Source organism: Duganella sp. AC917, assembly GCF_979258245.1.
Map to the genome: position 1 here is coordinate 4,381,933 of NZ_OZ409848.1, position 20,339 is coordinate 4,402,271.

Sequence of the window (20,339 nt, forward strand, 5' to 3'; positions counted from 1 at the left end):
TCTTTTATTCGGCCTGGTCGAAGTCGATGACGACTTTGTCGGTGATGGGGAAGCTCTGGCAGCTGAGGACATAGCCGCGCGCGATCTCGTAGTCTTCCAGCGCGTAGTTGACGTCCATGTCGACTTTACCTTCGAGCAGTTTGCAGCGGCAGGTGGAGCATACGCCGCCCTTGCACGAATAACGCATGTCGATGCCGGCGCGCAGGCCGGCGTCGAGCAGCGACTCCTTGTCCTGGTCCATGGTGAAGCTGCTGGCGCTACCGTCCATGATGACGGTGACTTCGGTTTCGTGGCGCGCCGCTGCCGCATCGAGCGCGCGCGGTTTGTGCTGATGTTTCGGGATACTGGCGGCGAAGAGCTCGATCTTGATGTTCGACTTCGGCATGCCGGCCTCCTGCAGCGCTTCTGACACGCCCAGCATCATGTCCTCCGGGCCGCAGATGAAGGCGACATCGATGTCGTCCACGCGGACCCAGTGACGCAGGAACTGCGCGCACTTGTCCTTGGTGATGCGGCCGTTGAACAATTCGATGTCCTGCTGCTCGCGGCTCATGACGTAGGCCAGCTTCAGGCGATCCATGTACGTATCTTTGAGGTCCGACAATTCGTCCCTGAAGATCACCGACGAGGAGGCGCGGTTGCCGTAGAAAAGCGTGAAGCGGCTGTGCGGTTCGGCCGCCAGGGTGGTCTTGACGATCGACAGGATCGGCGTAATGCCGCTGCCGGCGGCGAAGGCCAGGTAGTGCTTGCGGTTCGCGGCGTCCAGCGGCACGTTGAAGTGACCCATCGGTGGCATGACGTCGAGCGTCAAGCCAGGCTTGATCGATTCGTTGGCCCAGCTGGAGAACAGCCCGCCCTGCGTGCGCTTGATGGCCACGCGCAGCGTATCTTCCTGCACCCCCGAACAGATCGAGTACGACCGGCGTACATCCTCGTCGTCGATCATCGCACGCAAGGTCAGGTGCTGCCCCTGCTGGTAACGGAAGCTGTCTTGCAGCTCGGGCGGCACGGCGAACGTGACGGCGATGGTGTCGCGCGTTTCGTTGCGTACTTGCGAGACGGTCAGCGGGTGGAATTTGCTCATGGTGGTTAGTGGCACTTGAAGTAGTCGAAAGGCTCGCGGCAATCCAGGCATTTGTATAGCGCCATGCAGGGCGTGGAGCCGAACTGGCTGGTGATCCCGGTGTGAGAAGAGCCGCAATTGGGGCAGACGATGGCCACGCGCGGCTGCGGGCGGCGCGAAATGGCCGCTAGCGCGCCGCGCGCGCCACCAGCGAGGCCGCTGATGTCGATCACCTGTTCGGCTGGCGGCGCGATGCCGTAGCCCGACAGCTTGGCCCTGCCCTCTTCACTCATCCAGTCGGTGGTCCAGGCGGGCGAGAGCTGGTTTTGCAGACGGACATCCAGGACACCGTGCGCGTGCAGCGCCTCGGTGATCGCGTCGGCGATGACCTGCATCGCCGGGCAGCCGGAGTAGGTCGGCGTGATCGTGACCGTGCAGGCGCCATCGTCCAGCCGCACGTCGCGCACGATGCCCAGGTCGACGATCGAGATGACCGGAATCTCGGGGTCGGACACCTCGGCCAGCCAGGACCACACCTGCGCGGTGCTCAAGACGGGAGCGTCGATAGCGGCGGCTGTCATTTCTACACTCCTACCACTCGGCGCCGGGATAGGCGCGCTGCAGGAACTGCATCTCGGCCAGGATGTAGCCCAGGTGCTCGGTATGGCGCCCCTGCTTGCCGCCCTTTTGCATCCAGGCGTCGGCCGGCGGCATGGTCAGGGTGGCCTCGGCGAAGATTTCGGCCACGTGCGCCAGCCAATGCGCACGCAGTTCGTCGGCCGGTGGCGCGATACCCTCGTCCACCATTGCGTTGTCGATGGCGTCATAGGCGAACACTTCGCCGCTGTACATCCACAGTTCGTCGGCGGCGGTCTGCGTGCGCGCATGCGCCAGTTCGGTGCTGTCGCCCAGGCGCACGATCAAATCGCCGCTGCGGCGCAGGTGGTAGGTCACTTCCTTGAGCGACTTTTCGGCGATGGCGGCGATGCGCGGGTCGGCGCTTCGCGTCAGGCCTTCGATCAGGAAGTAGTGCCAGGTGTCGAAGTAGAACTGCCGCATCATGGTGTCGGCGTAGTTACCGTTCGGCTGTTCGAGCAGCAGGCAGTTCTTGAAGTCGTGCGCGTCGCGATGGTAGGCCAGCTTGTCCTCGTCTCGGCCGGCGCCTTCCACTTCCGCGGCGTATTCGTACCACAGGCGGGTTTGGCCCAGCAGGTCGAGCGCGACGTTGGTCAACGCCATGTCCTCTTCCAGCGCGGGGCCTTTGCCGCACAACTGCGAAAGCTGTTGGCTGAGGATCAGCGCATTGTCGCCCAGGCGCAAAAGGTAATTGACTTTGTTATCCACGATGCGCTCCGCTTACAGGTTCTTGACTTCGGCCGGCATCGGGAAGAAGGTCGGATGGCGATAGACCTTGCTGTTGGCCGGCTCGAACAGCGCGCCCTTGTCGCCAGGGCTGCTGGCGACGATATCGGCGGCACGCACCACCCAGATGCTGACGCCTTCATTGCGGCGCGTGTAGACGTCGCGCGCGTTGTTGACGGCCATTTCGGCATCCGGCGCGTGCAGGCTGCCAACGTGTTTGTGCGCCAGGCCGTGCTGGCTGCGGATGAATACTTCCCACAGGGGCCATTCTTTGCTCATGTTGTGCTCCTCGATTTTCTTATGCTGGTGGCGGCGCTTGGCGGATTACGCTTCGCTAATACGCCCTACGTGGATCCACTTATGCGGCGGCTTTGGCGGCCTTCTTGTCGGCGTGGACGACCAGCGCCTCGCGGAACCAGGCGCCGTCCTCCCATGCCTTGACGCGGGTGCGCAGGCGCTCGCGGTTGCATGGGCCATTGCCCTTCAAGACGTTTTGGAATTCGCTCCAGTCGATCTCGCCGAATTCGTAGTGGCCTGTCTCGGCGTTGAATTTCAGGTCCGGGTCCGGCACAGTGAGGCCGAGGAACTCCGCCTGAGGGACGGTCTGGTCGACCATGCGCTGACGCAGTTCGTCGTTGGAGAACAGCTTGATGCGCCACTGCGCCGATTGCGCGCTGTTGACCGATTCCGCGTCCGAGGGACCGAACATCATCAGCGACGGCCACCACCAGCGGTTGAGCGCATCCTGCGCCATCGCCTTTTGTTCAGGCGTGCCGCGCGCCAGCGACATCATGATGTCGTAACCCTGGCGAGCGTGGAAGGACTCCTCCTTGCACACGCGGATCATGGCGCGCGCGTACGGCCCGTAAGAGCAGCGGCACAGCGGTATCTGGTTGATGATGGCCGAGCCGTCGACCAGCCAGCCGATCGCGCCCATGTCGGCCCACGACAGGGTCGGGTAGTTGAAGATGCTGGAGTACTTGGCTTTGCCGCTGTGTAGCGCGTCCAGCAACTCGTCGCGGGAGACGCCCAGCGTTTCGGCCGCGCTGTACAGATACAGGCCGTGGCCCGCCTCGTCCTGGATCTTGGCCAGCAGGATGGACTTGCGCTTCAACGTCGGCGCGCGCGTGACCCAGTTCCCCTCCGGCAGCTGGCCGACAATCTCCGAATGCGCGTGCTGGGAGATCTGGCGGATCAGGGTTTTGCGGTAGGCCTCCGGCATCCAGTCCTTGGCCTCGATCTTGACGCCGTCGTCGATGCGGGCCTGGAAAGCGCGCTCGTCGGCGGCCATGTCGTCGGCCGTGCGGACGGTGCTCAGGCCGGTTTCCACCATTTGTGCGTACATAGCTGTCTCCTCGTGTCACATCATATTACGATACACAATCTGATTTTGCTACGTCTTTTTTGAATCATATTAGAATAGAGTATCCCAAGAGAAACGCGGGACAAATAAATGCTGCGCCGCAGTCGAGGCAAAGTAAACTATTGTTTCCATGTACAGAACCGACGTTTGCCTATGAATTATTCCGAATGGATAGCGGATTGCCTCGCCGGTGATCCGCCGCGCTCGAAGTCGCTGGTGGTGACCATCTTCGGCGACGCCATCGTCCCGCACGGCGGCATGGTGTGGCTGGGCAGCCTGATCGAGCTGCTGGCGCCGTTCGGCGTCAACGACCGCTTGCTGCGCACGTCCGTGTTCCGACTGGCGCAGGAGGGCTGGCTGGGCGCCCAGCGCGACGGCCGCCGCAGCTCGTACGCGATCACGCCGGACGCGATGGCCCGCTTCGTGCACGCCTACCGCCGCATTTACGCGCCGCTCAACGTGCATTGGGATGGCAGCTGGACGCTGGTGCTCAACGGTGACGGCGCGCTCAACGCGGCCGAACGCAGCGCCGTGCGCAAGGAGTTGCTGTGGGAAGGCTATAGCGTGATCGCGCCCGGTATCATGGGCCATCCGGCGGCCGACGGCGGCGCGCTCGATGAGCTGCTCAAGCGGCTGGGCGTGGTCGGAAAGCTGTTTGTGGTGCAGGCCAAGTCGATGGAGCGCGTCGCCGGGCGGCCGTTGAGCGATCTGGTGGCCAGCGGCTGGGACGTCAGCGACGTGGCGATCGGATACCAGGGCTTTATCGCGCGCTTCGAGCCGCTGCTGGCGGCGCTGCGCGAACATGGCGACATCAAGCCGACGCCGGAGCAGGCCTTCGTGATCCGCACCTTGCTGATCCATGCCTACCGGCGCGTGCAGTTGCACGATCCACAACTACCGATGGAATTGCTGCCCACGCCGTGGCCGGGAGCGCTGGCCTACGAATTGGCACGCGATATATATCAGTCGGTGTACGCGGACGCCGAGCGCCATGTCGAGGCGGTGCTGCGGCGCGAGGACACCGCCGCGCCCGCCGCCGAGCCGGCATTCTTCGAGCGCTTTGGCGGTCTGACACAACATTAACCAGCCGGCAACGTCATGGATCAGCGCGCGCCCGCCGCCCCCGCGAGCCTGTATGATGTCGGCACTGCGCCAAAAGTGCAAAAATACTCTTTACACTGAATCCACCAGGACTTACGCAATGTCTATCAAAATCAGCCAGCAATTCGATGCCGGCGCCATCGAAGTCGTGCGTGCCGACGATCCGGCCGCCATCGACCTGAACATCCGCAAGGATTCCCACGCCGACATCACGCAATGGTTTTATTTCCGCGTCCAGGGCGCCCAAGCGACGCCGTTGAACCTGCGTTTCCTCAACGCCGGCAACGCCGCCTACCCGGACGGCTGGAAGGATTACCAGGCCGTCGCCAGCTACGACCGCGACAGCTGGTTCCGCGTGCCGACCACCTATGACGGCCAAGTCATGACGATCAACCACACGCCGGAATACGACAGCGTCTACTACGCCTATTTCGAGCCGTACTCGTGGGAACGCCATCTGGCATTGCTGGACAACGCGCAACTGTCGCCGCTGGTCAAACAGGTCGACCTGGGCAGCACCATCGACGGCCGCGACCTGAACATGCTGGTCATCGGCGATCCGGAAGCGGAGCAAAAGGTGTGGGTCATCGCGCGCCAGCACCCGGGCGAGACGATGGCCGAGTGGTTTGTCGAAGGCATGGTCGACGCCCTGCTCGATCCGGCCAATCCGTTCGGCCGCCAGTGCCTGAAGGAAGCGGTGTTCTACGTGGTGCCGAACATGAATCCGGACGGCTCGGTGCGCGGCAACCTGCGCACCAACGCGGCCGGCGCCAACCTGAACCGCGAATGGCTCAATCCGACGATGGAACGCAGCCCGGAAGTGTTCCTGGTCAAGAACAAGATGCTGGAGATCGGCTGCGACCTGTGCCTCGACATCCACGGCGACGAAGGCTTGCCGTACGTGTTCGTGGCCGGCAGCGAATCGTTGCCGGAGTTCACGGCGGATCAGGCCGAGGCGCAGCAGTACTTCATCGACAACTTCCTGATCGCCAGCCCGGACTTCCAGGACGAGTATGGCTACGGCGAAACGCCGTACACGCCGGAGACGTTGACGATGGGTTCGCCGCACATCACCCACGCGTTCGGCTGCCTGTCGCTGACGCTGGAAATGCCGTTCAAGGACAACGCCAACGATCCGGACCCGGACACCGGCTGGAACGGCGCCCGCAGCGCCGAGCTGGGCCGTGCGGTGTTGCAACCGGTGTTGCAGTCGCTGCTCGCGCAGCAGTAATGCGTTGAGCCCGGCCGCCTCCCTGGCGGCCTGAGGCGCGCTGAAGGCAATCCCTGCGGCACGACAATATGCGTGTCGCAGGGAAAAATACACTGAACCTCATATGGCGCATCCGTGCCGCTTCGGGAGGTTCACCATGATCATCTTGATATCGTCGATGCGCCGCGCGTTCGCGTGCGCCATCTCGCCAACGCGGGCATTCGCACTGGCGTTATGCCTGGGCGGCTGCAGCACGCCCTACCGCCCGCGTCAAGGATGTGCTGGTCGACGATTGCCTGCCGGACGCGCTGATCTATCAGGGCGTGGCGCGCGACCAGATCCAGCGCCGCATGCGGGACGCGATCTTGCAGGCGCTGGAAACCAGCGACGAGCCGGCCGGCCTGCCGCTGATGTTGGTGTCGGAGAGCTTGGGCAGCAAGATACTGTTCGATACGCTGCTGCGCATGACGCACGAGGAAGCCGGCTCGCGCGCGTCGCAACTGGCGCTGCGCGCGGTCGACCGCTTGCGTTATCTGGTGATGGCGGCCAATCCGATTCCGCTGTTGTCGCTGGCTGATCAGCAGATCGCAGGCGGCGCTGCGGCCCGGCCGGTTGTGCCGGTGCCAGCCGATAGCCTGCAACGGCTGATCTCCTGCGGCCTGCCGTCAAGCCGGCTTTGCAAGCCGCGCTAGTGTGGAGGGCGGATCAACCGCCTGCCACCACCATGTTTTCGATCAGGATAGAGCCGGTTTCCTTGGTGCCGCGCGCCAGGACATCGGCGCCGACCGCGACGATCTGCGCCAGCATGTCTTTCATATTGCCGGCGATGGTGATCTCCTCGACCGGATACTGGATGATCCCGTTCTCGACCCAGAAGCCCGACGCGCCGCGCGAATAGTCGCCGGTCACGTAGTTGGTCCCCTGGCCCATCAACTCGGTCACCAGCAGCCCGGTGCCCATTTTCTTCAGCATGGCCACGAAGTCGTCGCTCTTTTTGGTCAGGGTCGACGTCAGCGACAGGTTGTGCGCGCCGCCGGCGTTGCCGGTGGTTGTCATGCCTAATTTCCGGCCGGTGTACGTCGACAGGAAGTAGCCCTGCACCACGCCGTCCTTGACCACGTCGCGCTTGACGGTGCGCACGCCCTCGTCGTCGAACGGCGCCGAGCCGACACCGCCGACGATGTGCGGGTCTTCGTGGATCTGCACATGCTTGGGCAGCACCTGCTTGCCCAGGGAATCGATCAGGAAGCTCGACTTGCGGTACAGCGCCCCGCCGGACGTCGCCTGCACGAACGCGCCCAGCAAGCCGGCCGCCAGCGGCGCCTCGAACAGCACCGGGCAGGTACGCGTATCGATGGTGCGGGCGTTCAGGCGCGCCAGCGCGCGCTCGGCGGCATAGCGGCCCACGGCCTCCGGCGACGACATTTTCTTGGCGTCGCGCACCGACGAATACCAGTCGTCGCGCTGCATCTTCGAGCCTTTGCCGGCGATCGGTGCCACCGACAGCGTGTGGCGCGAGAACGGATAGCCGCCGATGAAGCCGCGCGAGTTGGCCGACACAAAATGCGACTGCTGCACATGCACGTTGGCGCCCTCGGAATTGGTCACGCGCGGATCGACGTCGAACGCCGCCGCCTCGGCGCGCTGGGCCAGCGCCACCGCGTCCTCGGTGCTCAGGTCCCACGGATAGAACAGCTTCAGGTCGCGCGGCGCCAGTTCCAGCATGTCCTCGTCGGCCAGGCCGGCGCAATCGTCGTCGGCGGTGAAACGGGCGATGTTGTAGGCCGCCTCCACCGTCGCCTTGAGCGCGGCCGGCGAAAAATCGGACGTGCTGGCGTTGCCGCGCCGCTGGCCGATAAACACCGTCACGCCCATCCCCTTGTCCTTGTTTTGCTCGATCGTCTCGATCTTGCTCTTGCGCACGGACACCGACAAACCACTGCCTTCGCTGATTTCGACCGCGCAATCGGTGCCGCCCTGCGCCTTGGCAAAGCCCAGCACATCGCGCGCGAGCTGCCTCAACTGGTCCTGAGTGTGGGTGAAATGGGTATCGCTCATGGGCTGTTTTCTTCGGTTGGCCGCTAAAACAGTTATCATAGCAGTCGTTTACAGTTTACAGGGGCAGGCACACGCCCCACCGAAAGTTGATATTATGGTAAATCCAAATCGCGGCGCGGTCGGCTTCAGCTCCACCGAATTCGAGCAAGAATACGAACGCCCTTCCAAATCCGAGATGAAGCGCCAGTCCGACGCCCTGCAGAAAATGGGCGAAACGCTGGTCGAAGCGGCGCGTGACCGCGTCAAGCGCGTGCCGATGCCCGAGGACGTGCGCGACGCCATCCTCGAGTGCCAGCAAATCACCAACCACGAGGGCCGCCGCCGCCAGATGCAGTTCGTCGGCAAGAAGATGCGCACCCTCGACGAGGCCGAAGTGGCCGAGATCCAGAAAGCCATCGACAGCTGGAAAGGCGCCTCCAAGTCTGAGACGGCCGCCATGCACGCGATGGAACGCCGCCGCGACAAGCTGCTTGCCGATGACAAGGCGCTGACCGTGCTGCTGGAAGAGAACCCGGAACTGGACGTGCAGCAGCTGCGCACCTTGATCCGCAACGCGCGCAAGGAACAGGCCGAGAACAAACCGCCGAAGGCCTACCGCGAGATCTTCCAGATCCTCAAGCAGATCGACGGCAAGAAGAAGCAAGCGGCCACCGACGACGCCGACAACGCCAGCGCCGACGACAGCGAGCAAGATGACGAGTAATACCACCATCGTCGACGGCGCCGCGGTCGATCCGGCGCAACTGCTGGTCATCGGCCTGGTCTCGGTCTCGGACCGGGCCAGCGGCGGCGTGTATCAGGACCAGGGCATTCCGGCGCTGGAAGAGTGGCTGGCGCGTACGCTGACCACTCCCTACCGCCTTGAAACCCGCCTGATCGCCGACGAACGCGCGCTCATCGAAGCCACGCTGACCGACCTGGTCGACATCGACCGTTGCCATCTGGTGCTGACCACCGGCGGCACCGGGCCGGCGCGGCGCGACGTTACGCCGGAGGCCACCCTGGCCGTCGGCACCAAGGAAATGCCCGGTTTCGGCGAGCAAATGCGCCAGATCAGCCTGCACTTCGTGCCGACCGCGATCCTGTCGCGGCAGACGGCGGTGATCCGCGAGACGCCCGACCATGCGGCCCTGATCATGAACCTGCCGGGCCAGCCGAAGGCCATCGCCGAAACGCTGGGCGGGCTCAAGGATGCCGACGGCGCCACCATTACCGGCGGCATCTTTGCCGCCGTGCCTTACTGCATCGACCTGATCGGCGGACCCTATATGGAAACCGACCCGGCCGTGTGCAAGGCGTTCCGTCCCAAATCCGCGCTGCGCCCGCAGCCGGCAGCCTGAAGAAACATTCCATGGCCGCCCAGCGCCCGCCGGGCCTGACGCGGCGCCGCTGGCTGCGCGCCGCCGGCGCGGCGGGCCTGCTATATTTCGCCCAACGACCATCCGCATCCCCGAGGAGCCCCATGAGCACGACCAGCCCCCTGCTGCAAACGATTGAAAGAGAAACCGGCGACAACCCCGGCGTCGCCATCATCTGGATGCACGGCCTCGGCGCCGACGCCAACGACTTCCTGCCGATGCCGCAGGAACTCGACTTGCGCGGCCTGCCGCCGATCCGCTTCATCTTCCCCAACGCCGAAACGATGCCGGTCACGGTCAACAACGGCTACGTCATGCGCTCGTGGTACGACATCGTCGCCAGCGACCTCGGACGGCAGGAGGACGAGGGCGGTCTGCGCGCCTCGCAGATGAAGATCGAAGCGCTGATCGCCCGCGAAAACGCGCGCGGCATTCCCACCTCGCGCATCATCCTGGGCGGCTTCTCGCAGGGCTCTGCGATGACGTTGCAGACCGGCTTGCGGCTCAAGGAAAAGCTGGCCGGCATGATGTGCCTGTCGGGCTACCTGCCGATCGCGCCCAAGGCTGTCGCCGAGCACACCAAGGAGAGCCTGGCGACGCCGATCTTCATGGTGCACGGCCGCATGGACCCGGTGATACCGCTGGCGCGCGCCGAGCAATCGCGCGACGCATTGAAACAGCTGGGCTACGCCGTCGAATGGCACGACTACCCGATGCAGCACTCGCTGTGCCAGCAAGAAATCGTCGACATCAGCGCCTGGCTCAAGCGCGTTATCTAAACCTCGGGCAGCGGCTGGGCGGCCGATGCCGGCACTTCCGTTTGGGCCGCGTTCATCACCATCGCCAGGAACGTGTAGTAGCCGTTGATCCCCATCAAATCGACCACGCCATGTTCGCCGAACATGGCCAGTGCCGCCGCATAGGTGTCGTCGTCGATGCGCTGGCGCTGATGCAGCATCACGCAGAAATCGTGCACCAGCGCTTCGTCCGGCGCCATGTCCTCGGGCCGCCGGCGCGCCGCGATCGCCGCGATTACCTCGTCGGCGATGCCGTGGTCGCGCGCGATCGGCTCGTGGATCGCCCACTCCACCTGCTGGCTCCACTGGCGCGCCGTCACCAGGATCGCCAGCTCCGTCAGCCGCGTGCCGATGGCGCTGCGGTAGCGCAAATACTCACCCATGCGCTGCGCCGCCGCCATCAGCTCCGGGCTGCGGATCAGCGGCACGAACGGCCCGTACAACGCGCCGCGCGGGCCGTCGATGACCGCCTGCGCCGCCACCTGCTGGCTCGCGCTCATGTGTGCGAAGGGAATCGGTCCCAGTCGATCGTTCATAGCATTGTTCCTTGTGGCTTTGGGAAACTATTTACTTATGTTCCGGCATTTATCAAGGGAATACAAGTCGATCGGCGCTATCTTCTGCTGTCGGTCACACTCTTCCCCACGCCAGAAAGGACGCCATGAGCCACATCATCCACCGCAACCTGCGCCGCCCGCCGCCGCTGGCCGTCAGTGCCTCCGGGCTGACGGTGCGCGACAGCCAGGGTAACAGCTATCTCGATGCCAGCGGCGGCGCCGCCGTGTCGTCGCTGGGCCACGGCCACCCCGACGTGCTGGCCGCGATGCACGCCCAGATCGACCGCAATGCCTACGCCCACACCGCCTTCTTCACCTGCGAGCCAGCCGAGGAACTGGCCACCCGGCTGGCCACCGACGCCCCCGGCGACCTCGATCACGTCTACCTGGTCTCCGGCGGCTCGGAGGCGATGGAGACCGCCCTCAAGCTGGCGCGCCAGTACTTCGTCGAGGCCGGCGACAATGAACGCAGCGTCTTCATCGCGCGCCGCCAGAGCTACCACGGCAACACGCTGGGCGCGCTGGCCATCGGCGGCAACGAATGGCGCCGCCGCCCGTTCGAACCGCTGTTGATGAACGTGCCGCGCGTGTCGCCCTGCTACGAATACCGGCACCGTCCCAAGGACCAAAGCGTCGACGACTATACCGACGGCCTGCTGCGCGAGCTGGAGGCGCGCATCCTTGCCGCCGGGCCGTCGCGCGTGATCGCCTTCTGCGCCGAGACGGTGGTTGGCGCCACCTCGGGCGCGGTGCCGCCCACGCCGGGCTACTTCCGCGGCGTGCGTCAATTGTGCGACCAGTACGGCATCCTGTGGATCGCCGATGAAGTCATGTGCGGCATGGGCCGCACCGGAACGTTGTACGCGTTCGAGCAGGAAGACGCGCTGCCCGACCTGGTAGTGCTGGGCAAGGGCCTGGGCGCCGGCTACCAGCCGATCGGCGCGGTGCTGGCGCGCGAGCACATCGTCGCCCGCCTGCGCGAAGGCAGCGGCGCCTTCCAGCACGGTCACACGTACATGGGGCATCCGATCGCCGCCGCCGCCGCGCTGGCGGTGCAAAAAGTGATACAGCGCGACGATCTGCTGGGCGCCGTCACGGTGCGCGGCGCCAGCTTCCGCCGCATGCTGCGCGAGGCGTTCGGCCAGCATCCGCATGTGGGCGACATTCGCGGGCGCGGGCTGTTTATCGGCATGGAGCTGGTCAAGGACCGCGAGAGCAAGGAGCCGTTCGATCCGGCGCTCAAGTTGCACGCGGCGATCAAGGAGCAGGCGATGGCGGTGGGATTGATGGTGTATCCGATGGGCGGCACCATCGACGGCCGGCTGGGCGACCATATCTTATTAGCGCCGCCGTTCACCAGCACCGACGCCGAACTGGCGGAGATTACCAGCCGCCTCGAGGATGCAGTCAAACGGGCATTCGCGAGCGTGCTGTGATCTCGCTTGAGCGCTTGAGGGGGTCAAGTCTGGCAATCGGACACGGCCTCAGCCATCACCACCGCTCGATGGGGTCAAGTCTGGCAATCGGACACGGCCTCAGCCATCACCACGGCTTCGCTGATGGGGTCGTGTCCGAATGACAGACTTGACCCCGGCGTTGATGAGAGAAACGCTTAGCGCGCTTGCCAGGCGATGACGTCCTGCTGCTCGCCGAGGCCGGCGATGCCGAGGCGCAGCGCGCTTGAGGGGGTCAAGTCTGGCAATCGGACACGGCCTCAGCCATCACCACGGCTTTGCTGATGGGGTCGTGTCCGAATGACAGACTTGACCCCGGCGTTGATGACAGAAACGCTTAGCGCGCTTGCCAGGCGATGACGTCCTGCTGCTGCTCGCCCAGGCCGGCGATGCCGAGGCGCAGCGTGTCGCCTTTTTTCAGGAAGCGCTGCGGTTTGCGCGCCTGGCCCACGCCCGGTGGCGTGCCGGTGGCGATCACGTCGCCCGGCTCCAGGGTCATGAACTTCGACAGATAGCTGATGATCTGCGCCACCGAGAACACCATCGTTTCGGTGCAGCCCGTTTGCATGCGCTTGCCGTTCAGATCCAGGTACAGGTCGAGCTTCTGCACGTCGTAGATGTCCTCCTGCGTCACCAGCCACGGTCCGATCGGGCCGAACGTGTCGCAGCCCTTGCCCTTGTCCCACTGCGTGCCCATCTCCAGCTGGAACGCGCGTTCCGACAGGTCGTTGACCACGCAATAGCCGGCCACGTACTTGAGCGCGTCCGTTTCGCTGACGTATTGCGCGCGCGTGCCGATCACCACGCCCAGCTCCACTTCCCAGTCGGTCTTTTTCGACCCCTGCGGCAGCATCACCGGATCGTCCGGGCCATTGATGCAGGTGACGGCCTTCATGAACACCACCGGCTCCTTCGGCGGCTGCATGCCGATTTCGGCCGCGTGGTCCGAATAATTGAGGCCGATGCCGATGAATTTTCCGACGCGCGCGACCGGCACGCCGTAGCGCGGCGTGCCGCGCACCAGCGGCAGCGACGCCTGCGGAATCTTCTCCAGCTTGCGCAGCGCCTTGGGCGAGAGCTGCTCGGCGCCGATGTCGGCGATCACGCCGGACAGGTCGCGCAGCTTGCCTTCGTCGTCGATCAGGCCTGGTTTTTCTTTGCCGGGACGGCCGTAACGCACGAGTCTCATACAGTTCCTTGGTTAAGATGTCTGCGACATTCTAACCGTAGCGTCCCTGTCTCAACCATTTGTTGGCGATGATCTTGGTGCCGCTGACCACCGGCGCGCCGCCGTGAAGCGTCTGGCGGTCCGGCTGGTGGTTGGCGTCGGTGTTGAGGAACCACAGCGCGTTGCCCTTTTTCGGGAACACTTCCAGGCCGATGCCAGGGAAGACGGTGCCACCGCCCTGCTCCACGTCGCTCAGGTACAGGATGAAGGTGGCCAGGCGCTGGCCGCCGCGCTGCAGGTGGCTTTGATGGCCGCTGCTGTCCGGGTCGAGCCAGTCGAAGTGCGGACGGTACTCCTGCGTGCTGTTGTACTTTTGCAGCTGGAACGGCTCGCCGCATTCGGCCGGCCAGTGCGCCAGCGCCGCCAGGCGCCGTTCGATGCGCTCGGCCACCTCGGCCTCGCCGCGCTGGATGAAGGCCATCTCGCTGGTGCGCCCTTCGTGTACCACGCTGGCGCCGTCGGCCTCGCCGGTGACCGTCGAGCGGGTGTAGCGCGTGCCGCAGTGGGCGACGATGGCGTCGCACTCCTCCATGCTGAGCACATTGCCGAGCAGGATGACCTGTGGCTGCTTGAGCACGAACAGCAGCTCCACGTCGCGGTCCGGCGCGGCCACGCGATTGCGTTCGATATCGATGAAGGGCATCTGCTGCGGCGCCACGAACACGCTCTGCGCCGCCACCGGCGCGCCAGCGCCAGCAACGGCGCCGCCATCGCCCTGCGCGCGCATGCGCAGCGCCTCGTCGATGGCGGCGCTGGCCACGGCCATGCTGTACTGGCCCGAGCGGGCCATGCTGTTGGCCATGTCCAGCGGGCTGCACGCGCGCGCCAGATTCTCCGTGATCCAATCCTGCCAGCTGCGCGGCAGGGAGGTGAACGCGTTGTCCGCGCGGTTGCCGTTGTGTGCCTGTTGAAGTTTGGTCATCGCGTCATGGAGGGCTGGTCGCCGGGTTGCCGGAATGGAGGTCCATTCTACCGGAACCGGCCGGCCGTCTCCAGCGCCGCCAAACGAACCACGCCAATCCTGGCGACTGCAGCAACACCAGCACCGCGAAGCCGACCTGGTAGGCCTGGGCCGGGTACTGTTGCAGCAGGTTGGGCCGCCAGCAGCCGACCACCATGCCGAAGCCCGCCTGCACCGCGAACGCACCCAGGAAAATCAGCAGGTTCAGACAGGTGGCGGCCCGTCCCGTCAACCGGCCGGGCAGGCTTTGCGCGATGATCGCGTACTCGATGCCGGTCACCGTGCCGACCAGCGTGAACAACACTGCCAGGGTCTGGAAGCTGGGCGCCCAGTTGCATACAAAACCCAGCTGTACCAGCATGAACAGCGCCACGCCGGCCGCCGCCACCCTGATCGGCGGCACGCCGCGCCGGCCGGCCCACTCGGTGATCATGCCCACCGCGATGGCTCCGAAGATGATAGCCGCCATGCTCAGATACAGCAGGTAGGCGACCGCCTCCTCCGGAAACCGCGCGACGTCGGTCAGCCAGCGGCTGATCCACAAGCCCTGCATGCCGAAGAATACCGTGTGCGGAATCAGCACCAGCATGGCCGCCTCGCGGAAGGCGGGATGACGGTACACGTCGGCCATCGCCGAAAACACCGAGGCCCGCCCCGGTCCGGGCGTGGCAGACGGCGGCTGCGACGGCGCCAGCATGCGGATCAGCAGGCCGGTGGTCACCGCCGCCACCGCCAGCCCGACGAACAGGCCGCGCCAGTCCGTGTAGTGCAGGGCCAGGCGCACCGGCAAGGTGGCCGACGCCGCCCCCAGGCCGCCGACGGCGATCAGGTAGCCCTGCACCGACGGCATGCGCGACGGTGCGATCCAGGTCGAAATCGCCTTCACCGCCGACATGAAGCAGCCGCCCACGCCCAGGCCGATGACGGCGCGCGCCACCAGCAGTTCGGTGAAAGTGTGGCCGCCCGAAAAAGCCAGCGCGCCCAGCGCCGCCACGATCAGCATAGGCAACTGGACCTTGGCCGGGCCCCAGCGATCGAGCGCGATACCGACCGGCAGCTGGACCAGCGCGAACGAAAAGAAGAAGGCGCTGGTGAGCAAGCCCAGTTGGCCCGGCGTCAGCGCCAGCGACGTCACCAGCTGCGGCGCCAGCGTGGCGTTCACCGTGCGCATCAGGCTTGATAGATAGTGCCCCAGCGCGAACGGCAGGAACACCAACATGAACACGGCGGCGCCCGACAACTTCGGCGCCGGCGCGCCCGGCCGGCAAACCGGCGTCGCGGCCTCGGCGCCCATCCGGGGGGCGCCCCCTGCGGCGGCATGGCGGATCGCCACGTCGTTCCGCGTACGTTCCCCGATCAGCACGGCGCCACCTACGCGGCGTTGGGGGCGCTGCAACCGGCTGCCGCCGCAGCGGCGGCAGCCTCCTGCCGCGCCGAGATCAACGGGATCACCTTGCGGTGGCCGGGCGTCTCGATGTCGTACTCGCTGCGGCTGCCGCCCTCCTCTTCGAAGAAGAACTTCTCTTTGCCGAAGGCCGGCTTCAGATGATCCATCCAGGTCGCGTTCGGGTCGTACTTGGCGTAGAACGGCCGGCGCACCCAGTTCGGATTGCGGGCCTGCAGGAACTGCAGCGCGAACACCTTCTCGCCGCCGATGCTGGCAACGCCGTCGATCACCACCTTGCCGGGGAAGGCGCTCATCGACGGTCCGCGCACGGTGCGCGCCAGGCCCGACACCATCTGGTAAGCCTCCTGGAAGATCTCGTGCGCGCGCGCCAGCGGCAGCTCGAAATACTCGCGCGGGCCGGTGTCGCGCTCGACGAACATATAGTAGGGAATCGCGCCCAGGCGCACGCCGGTCTGCCACAACTCGGCCCAGCTTTTCGGGTCTTCGTTGATATGGCGGATCAACGGGCCCTGCATGCGCAACGTCGCGCCGGTGCCGACGATGCGCTTGACGGCGCGCTGGGCGATTTCCGAGCGCAGCTCGACCGCGTGGTTGTAGTGCCCCATGATGGCCATGTTCTTGCCGCTGGCGACCACCCGCTCGAACAGGCGCAGCAGATCGTCGGCGTCGCGGTCGGTGACGAAGCGCTGCGGCCAGTACGCCACCGACTTGGTGCCGATGCGGATGTTCTGGATGTGCGCCAGCTCCGGCACCAGCAGCGGCTCGATATAGGCCTCGAGCGAACGGGTGTTCATGATCAGCGGATCGCCGCCGGTGATCAAGACATCGGTCACCTCCGGGTGCAGCTTCAGATAGGCCGCCAGCTCGTGCGACTCGCGGGCGTCGAACTTCATGTCGTCCATGCCGACGAACTGCGGCCAGCGGAAGCAGAAGGTGCAATAGGCGTGGCAGGTCTGGCCGGCGCTGGGGAAGAACAGCACCGTTTCCTTGTACTTGTGCTGCAGGCCCTTGACCGGCGCGTCGTTCACGCGCGGCACGTTGTGGGTCATCTGCCCGGCCGGATGGGGATTCATGCGCATGCGGATCTTGCGCACCAGTTCAGCCATCGCCGGCTGGTTGGCGTGGCCCAGCACCAGCTCACGCAGCTGGGCGTAGTCGTCCGCCTGCAGCATGTCCTTGTGGGGGAACACCAGCCGGTAGATCGGATCGTCCGGGATGTTGTTCCAGTCGATCAGGTGGTCGAGCACATATTCGTTAGTGCGGAACGGCAGCACATGCGACACCACCTGCACCGCCTCCTGCAACTCGGGCGGGATCCACTCCCACTGGCGCGAATTGGCGATGGTCTGGCGGATGAAAGGTTTGAACTTGGGCGCCTGCGCGGCGCTGGGGTTCGCGGAAGAAATCAGGTGGGTGCTCATGACGGTTTCCTATCGCTTTGTGAGGTGGCGGAAACTCCATGCTAGGCCGCCCGAGGCCCGTTCAAATTGCCCAAAATCAAGTGACGCTTGGAAATATTTAGAGACTGTGCGCAAGCGGCAATAAAACCACGGTTGCAATTGCCACGCGGCCACACCTTGCGACAGCGCAACCCCGGCCACCGGCGCCGGCGTAAAGTTTACCCGAGCAATCCCCCTCACCTGACAAGGAACCGCCATGAAACCGTACTTCGCCCCGGCCGCCATCGCCGCCACCGCCCTGTTCACGCTGTGCGCCGCCAACGCCGCCATCGCCGCCGAGCCGACCGAGAAAGACGCCATCGCCATGGCCGAAAAAGGCGCCGCCTTCATGAAGGCCAACGGCAAGGAAGCGATGATGAAAAAGATCAGCGCCAAGGATCCCGACTACGTGCAAGGCTCGCTGTACGTCGACATGCGCGACATCAACACCGGCATCGTGCTGGCGCATCCGATCAACCCGTCCATCGTCGGCAAGGACCTGACCGACGTGCCCGACGCCAGCGGCAAAAAATACCGCCGCGAGATCATCGAACTGGCCGCCAAGAAAGGCAGCGGCTGGGTCGACTACCAGTACAAGAATCCGACCACCGGCAAGATCGAGCCCAAGACGACCTACATCCTGCGGGTTGGCGATGCGGTGCTGGAAGCCGGCATCTATAAAAAGTAAGCACCACTAACCGCAGCCGCCGTTCGCGCGCAGAGCCGGAGAGCATCATGTTGAAGAAATTACGTATAGGTCCCAAACTGCTGCTCGCGCCCGGCCTGGTGCTGGTGCTGCTGATCGTCACCGCCGCCGCCGGCTACTACGGCATGGTGCGCCAGAACGCCTCGATGGAGAACCTGGTGCGGGTGCGCGCCGAGCGCCTCAAGGCGGCAGCCGACGTCTCCGGCGAGGCGCGCTATGCGCACGCCCACATCTACCAGTTGCTGGCCTGGGTCAACGGCAGCTTCGCGCAGTCGCGGCTCGACGCCCTGGGCAAGCAAATCAAGTCGCGCCACGCCGGCGTCGAGGCCGGGCTGCGCCAGCTGGCGGCGGCGTCCGAGGTCGACGGCGACGAGTACAAGATCGTCGAGCAATCGCTGCAGTCGCTGGCGGCCTACCGCAAGGCCGTGCTGGAAACCATGGACATGGCGCAGATGGACCAAAGCATCGCCACCAACTCGATGGCCAAGGCCGAGACGCAGTTCCTGCGCCTCAACGACAAGCTGGCCGAACTATCGGCGCTGCAAAAACAGTTGAGCGAACAGGCGTACGCGCGCGCCACCGGCGACTTCGCCACCCTCACCACCACCATGGGCGTGGTGGTGCTGCTATCGATCGCGTTGTCGCTGGGCGTGACGATGGCCGTGCGCGGCGCCATGCTGCGCGACATCCGCGGCATCGCCGACGTGGTGGTGGCGCTGGCGGCCGGGCGGCTCGGGGCCGGCAAGCGCAACGACGGACGCGATGAAATCGCCGACACCGCGCGCATGCTCGATCAAACCATGAGCAACCTGACGCAGACGCTCGGCACCATCCTGACGGCGGTGCGCTCGATCGACACCGCCGCCCACGAAATCGCCAGCGGCAACCTCGATCTGTCGACCCGCACCGAAATGCAGGCCAGCTCGCTCGAACAAACCGCCAGCGCAATGGACAGCCTGACCCGGGCGGTGCAGGAAAACGCCGCCAACGCCCAGCAGGCGTGCAAGCTGGCCGCCAGCGCCACCGACATGGCCCAGCGCGGCGGCGCCGCCGTGCAGCAGGCGGTGCAGACGATGACGTCGATACGCGCCAGTTCGCGCCAGATCGTCGACATCATCAGCGTCATCGACGGCATCTCGTTCCAGACCAATATCCTGGCGCTCAACGCCGCGGTGGAAGCGGCGCGCGCCGGCGAACAGGGACGCGGCTTCGCGGTGGTGGCCTCGGAAGTGCGCACCCTGGCGCAGCGCTCGGCGGCGGCGGCCAAGGAGATCAAAACCCTGATCGCGGCTTCGGTGGCGACCATCGACAGCGGCAGCGCCTCGGTGCACCAGGCCGGCGAGCGCATGGGCGACATCGTCGACTCGGTGCGCGAGGTCAACGACATCATCGCCCGCATCAGCGACGCCAGCGCCGACCAGGCGCTGGGCATCGCCGAGGTCAACCAGGCGGTCGGCCAGATGGACGATGTGACGCAGCAGAACGCGGCGCTGGTCGAGCAGGCCGCCGCCGCCGCCGAGAGCCTTCAGGACCAGGCGGTGCACCTGTCGCAGGCGGTGTCGGTGTTCAAGGTCGAGCCGCCGGCCGCGCCGAAGGCTGCACCCGCCCAAGCGTCAGGCGCGCATGGGTTTGCTCATGGGCTTGCTGAGAAACCGCGAGCCGGCCACGCCGAAGCGCCACGGCAGCTCCATGGCTTTGGAAATGCCGATGCGCGGGCCGGCTAGCACTTCCACCGGCAAGGCGTGATCGCGTGGCAGCAGCACAAACGGCGGCGCGTCGAGCGGCAGGTTATTGTGTTCGCGCGTCACGCCCATCGCCTGGCACAGCCGCCCCGGCCCGGCGCACAGCAGGCGCTCGTCGTCCATGCCGCGCCGCTCGCGCATCACGTCCAGTCCGGCCACCGGCTCGAGCGCGCGGATCAGCACCCCGGCGCCGTGGCCCTCCTCGCGGCAGACAAAATTGAGGCACCAGTGCAGCCCGTGCGAGCGGTACACATAGCTGCGCCCGGGCGGGCCGAACATCGAGAAATTGCGCGGCGTCTGGCCGATGTAGCAATGCGAGGCCGGCTCCTCGCGGTCGTAGGCCTCGGTCTCGACGATGCGCCCGCCGACGCCGTCGACCAGCACCGTCACGCCGATGAGCAGACGCGCCACCTCGTGCGATGGCGCGGCGAAATTGATCCCTGCGATAACATTAGTCATGGCGATATTGTAAATGCCAATCTGGACCGCGCGATCACGAACGGGCTATCGAATCGTTATCAAAGCGCCATCA

General features: G+C 65.4%; 21 protein-coding genes. 9 read left to right on the forward strand and 12 right to left on the reverse strand.

The features are described from left to right. Window positions 1-4: 4 nt before the first annotated feature. From paaE to paaA, 5 genes are all read right to left on the reverse strand, one after another. Window positions 5-1,084 carry a 1,2-phenylacetyl-CoA epoxidase subunit PaaE gene (paaE, locus tag ACZ0BA_RS19060; RefSeq protein ID WP_463452774.1) on the reverse strand — a complete coding sequence of 360 codons (1,080 nt, stop codon included), beginning with the start codon at window positions 1,082-1,084 and terminating at the stop codon, window positions 5-7. Window positions 1,085-1,089: 5 nt separating this feature from the next. Further along, window positions 1,090-1,644 carry a 1,2-phenylacetyl-CoA epoxidase subunit PaaD gene (gene paaD, locus ACZ0BA_RS19065; RefSeq protein WP_463452775.1) on the reverse strand — a complete coding sequence of 185 codons (555 nt, stop codon included), beginning with the start codon at window positions 1,642-1,644 and terminating at the stop codon, window positions 1,090-1,092. A gap of 10 nt (window positions 1,645-1,654) precedes the next feature. Beyond that, complete coding sequence (gene paaC / locus ACZ0BA_RS19070; protein ID WP_463452776.1) at window positions 1,655-2,407, reverse strand: 1,2-phenylacetyl-CoA epoxidase subunit PaaC; 753 nt, start codon at window positions 2,405-2,407, stop codon at window positions 1,655-1,657. Window positions 2,408-2,419: 12 nt separating this feature from the next. Then, the gene (gene paaB / locus ACZ0BA_RS19075; RefSeq protein ID WP_090317313.1) at window positions 2,420-2,704 is read right to left on the reverse strand and encodes a 1,2-phenylacetyl-CoA epoxidase subunit PaaB; all 285 of its coding nucleotides are present in this window, start codon (window positions 2,702-2,704) and stop codon (window positions 2,420-2,422) included. A 79-nt stretch (window positions 2,705-2,783) separates the two neighbouring features. Then, window positions 2,784-3,770 (reverse strand): 1,2-phenylacetyl-CoA epoxidase subunit PaaA, encoded by a 987-nt coding sequence (gene paaA, locus ACZ0BA_RS19080; RefSeq protein WP_463452777.1) that lies wholly within the window; start codon window positions 3,768-3,770, stop codon window positions 2,784-2,786. A gap of 171 nt (window positions 3,771-3,941) precedes the next feature. On the opposite strand from paaA, the gene paaX reads away from it, so the two are divergent. From paaX to ACZ0BA_RS19095, 3 genes are all read left to right on the forward strand, one after another. Beyond that, window positions 3,942-4,871, forward strand: coding sequence for a phenylacetic acid degradation operon negative regulatory protein PaaX (gene paaX / locus ACZ0BA_RS19085; RefSeq protein ID WP_463452778.1), 930 nt, complete (start codon window positions 3,942-3,944; stop codon window positions 4,869-4,871). 118 nt (window positions 4,872-4,989) lie between these two features. After that, a complete protein-coding gene (locus ACZ0BA_RS19090) occupies window positions 4,990-6,120 on the forward strand; it encodes a M14 family metallopeptidase (protein WP_463452779.1) in 1,131 nt (376 codons plus the stop codon). 257 nt (window positions 6,121-6,377) lie between these two features. Then, window positions 6,378-6,791: a hypothetical protein gene (locus tag ACZ0BA_RS19095; protein ID WP_463452780.1), complete on the forward strand. Its 414-nt coding sequence runs from the start codon at window positions 6,378-6,380 to the stop codon at window positions 6,789-6,791. 13 nt (window positions 6,792-6,804) lie between these two features. Here the strand turns inward: ACZ0BA_RS19095 and pmbA are convergent, their stop codons facing one another. Next, a complete protein-coding gene (gene pmbA / locus ACZ0BA_RS19100; RefSeq protein ID WP_463452781.1) occupies window positions 6,805-8,157 on the reverse strand; it encodes a metalloprotease PmbA in 1,353 nt (450 codons plus the stop codon). A gap of 94 nt (window positions 8,158-8,251) precedes the next feature. Between pmbA and yjgA the strand changes: the two genes are divergently transcribed. The 3 genes from yjgA to ACZ0BA_RS19115 all read left to right on the forward strand — a co-directional run bounded on the left by yjgA (window position 8,252) and on the right by ACZ0BA_RS19115 (window position 10,294). Further along, on the forward strand, window positions 8,252-8,860 hold the full coding sequence (yjgA, locus tag ACZ0BA_RS19105) for a ribosome biogenesis factor YjgA (RefSeq protein WP_463452782.1): 609 nt from the start codon (window positions 8,252-8,254) through the stop codon (window positions 8,858-8,860). After that, complete coding sequence (mog, locus tag ACZ0BA_RS19110; protein ID WP_463452783.1) at window positions 8,850-9,497, forward strand: molybdopterin adenylyltransferase; 648 nt, start codon at window positions 8,850-8,852, stop codon at window positions 9,495-9,497. The genes yjgA and mog overlap by 11 nt, the downstream gene beginning before the upstream one ends. A 122-nt stretch (window positions 9,498-9,619) precedes the next feature. Next, window positions 9,620-10,294 carry an alpha/beta hydrolase gene (locus ACZ0BA_RS19115; protein WP_463452784.1) on the forward strand — a complete coding sequence of 225 codons (675 nt, stop codon included), beginning with the start codon at window positions 9,620-9,622 and terminating at the stop codon, window positions 10,292-10,294. Here ACZ0BA_RS19115 and ACZ0BA_RS19120 read toward each other — a convergent pair. Beyond that, on the reverse strand, window positions 10,291-10,848 hold the full coding sequence (locus ACZ0BA_RS19120) for a carboxymuconolactone decarboxylase family protein (protein ID WP_463452785.1): 558 nt from the start codon (window positions 10,846-10,848) through the stop codon (window positions 10,291-10,293). The genes ACZ0BA_RS19115 and ACZ0BA_RS19120 overlap by 4 nt on opposite strands. 125 nt (window positions 10,849-10,973) lie before the next feature. Here ACZ0BA_RS19120 and ACZ0BA_RS19125 point away from each other — a divergent pair, with 125 nt between their 5' ends. Continuing rightward, complete coding sequence (locus ACZ0BA_RS19125) at window positions 10,974-12,305, forward strand: aspartate aminotransferase family protein (RefSeq protein WP_463452786.1); 1,332 nt, start codon at window positions 10,974-10,976, stop codon at window positions 12,303-12,305. A gap of 355 nt (window positions 12,306-12,660) precedes the next feature. On the opposite strand, the gene ACZ0BA_RS19130 is transcribed toward ACZ0BA_RS19125, so the two are convergent. The 4 genes from ACZ0BA_RS19130 to ACZ0BA_RS19145 form a co-directional block, all read right to left on the reverse strand. Beyond that, on the reverse strand, window positions 12,661-13,512 hold the full coding sequence (locus ACZ0BA_RS19130) for a fumarylacetoacetate hydrolase family protein (RefSeq protein ID WP_463452787.1): 852 nt from the start codon (window positions 13,510-13,512) through the stop codon (window positions 12,661-12,663). A gap of 31 nt (window positions 13,513-13,543) precedes the next feature. Beyond that, a complete protein-coding gene (locus ACZ0BA_RS19135) occupies window positions 13,544-14,473 on the reverse strand; it encodes a 2OG-Fe(II) oxygenase (RefSeq protein WP_463452788.1) in 930 nt (309 codons plus the stop codon). A 4-nt stretch (window positions 14,474-14,477) separates the two neighbouring features. Next, window positions 14,478-15,806: an MFS transporter gene (locus tag ACZ0BA_RS19140; protein WP_463454787.1), complete on the reverse strand. Its 1,329-nt coding sequence runs from the start codon at window positions 15,804-15,806 to the stop codon at window positions 14,478-14,480. 77 nt (window positions 15,807-15,883) lie between these two features. Continuing rightward, window positions 15,884-17,341: a KamA family radical SAM protein gene (locus ACZ0BA_RS19145; RefSeq protein WP_463452789.1), complete on the reverse strand. Its 1,458-nt coding sequence runs from the start codon at window positions 17,339-17,341 to the stop codon at window positions 15,884-15,886. A gap of 235 nt (window positions 17,342-17,576) precedes the next feature. Here ACZ0BA_RS19145 and ACZ0BA_RS19150 point away from each other — a divergent pair, with 235 nt between their 5' ends. Both ACZ0BA_RS19150 and ACZ0BA_RS19155 read left to right on the forward strand, forming a co-directional pair. Beyond that, window positions 17,577-18,047 (forward strand): cache domain-containing protein, encoded by a 471-nt coding sequence (locus ACZ0BA_RS19150; RefSeq protein WP_463452790.1) that lies wholly within the window; start codon window positions 17,577-17,579, stop codon window positions 18,045-18,047. A 47-nt stretch (window positions 18,048-18,094) separates the two neighbouring features. Continuing rightward, a complete protein-coding gene (locus ACZ0BA_RS19155) occupies window positions 18,095-19,789 on the forward strand; it encodes a methyl-accepting chemotaxis protein (RefSeq protein ID WP_463452791.1) in 1,695 nt (564 codons plus the stop codon). Here ACZ0BA_RS19155 and ACZ0BA_RS19160 read toward each other — a convergent pair. Further along, window positions 19,679-20,266 (reverse strand): DNA-3-methyladenine glycosylase, encoded by a 588-nt coding sequence (locus ACZ0BA_RS19160; protein WP_463452792.1) that lies wholly within the window; start codon window positions 20,264-20,266, stop codon window positions 19,679-19,681. The genes ACZ0BA_RS19155 and ACZ0BA_RS19160 overlap by 111 nt on opposite strands. Window positions 20,267-20,339: the final 73 nt, after the last annotated feature.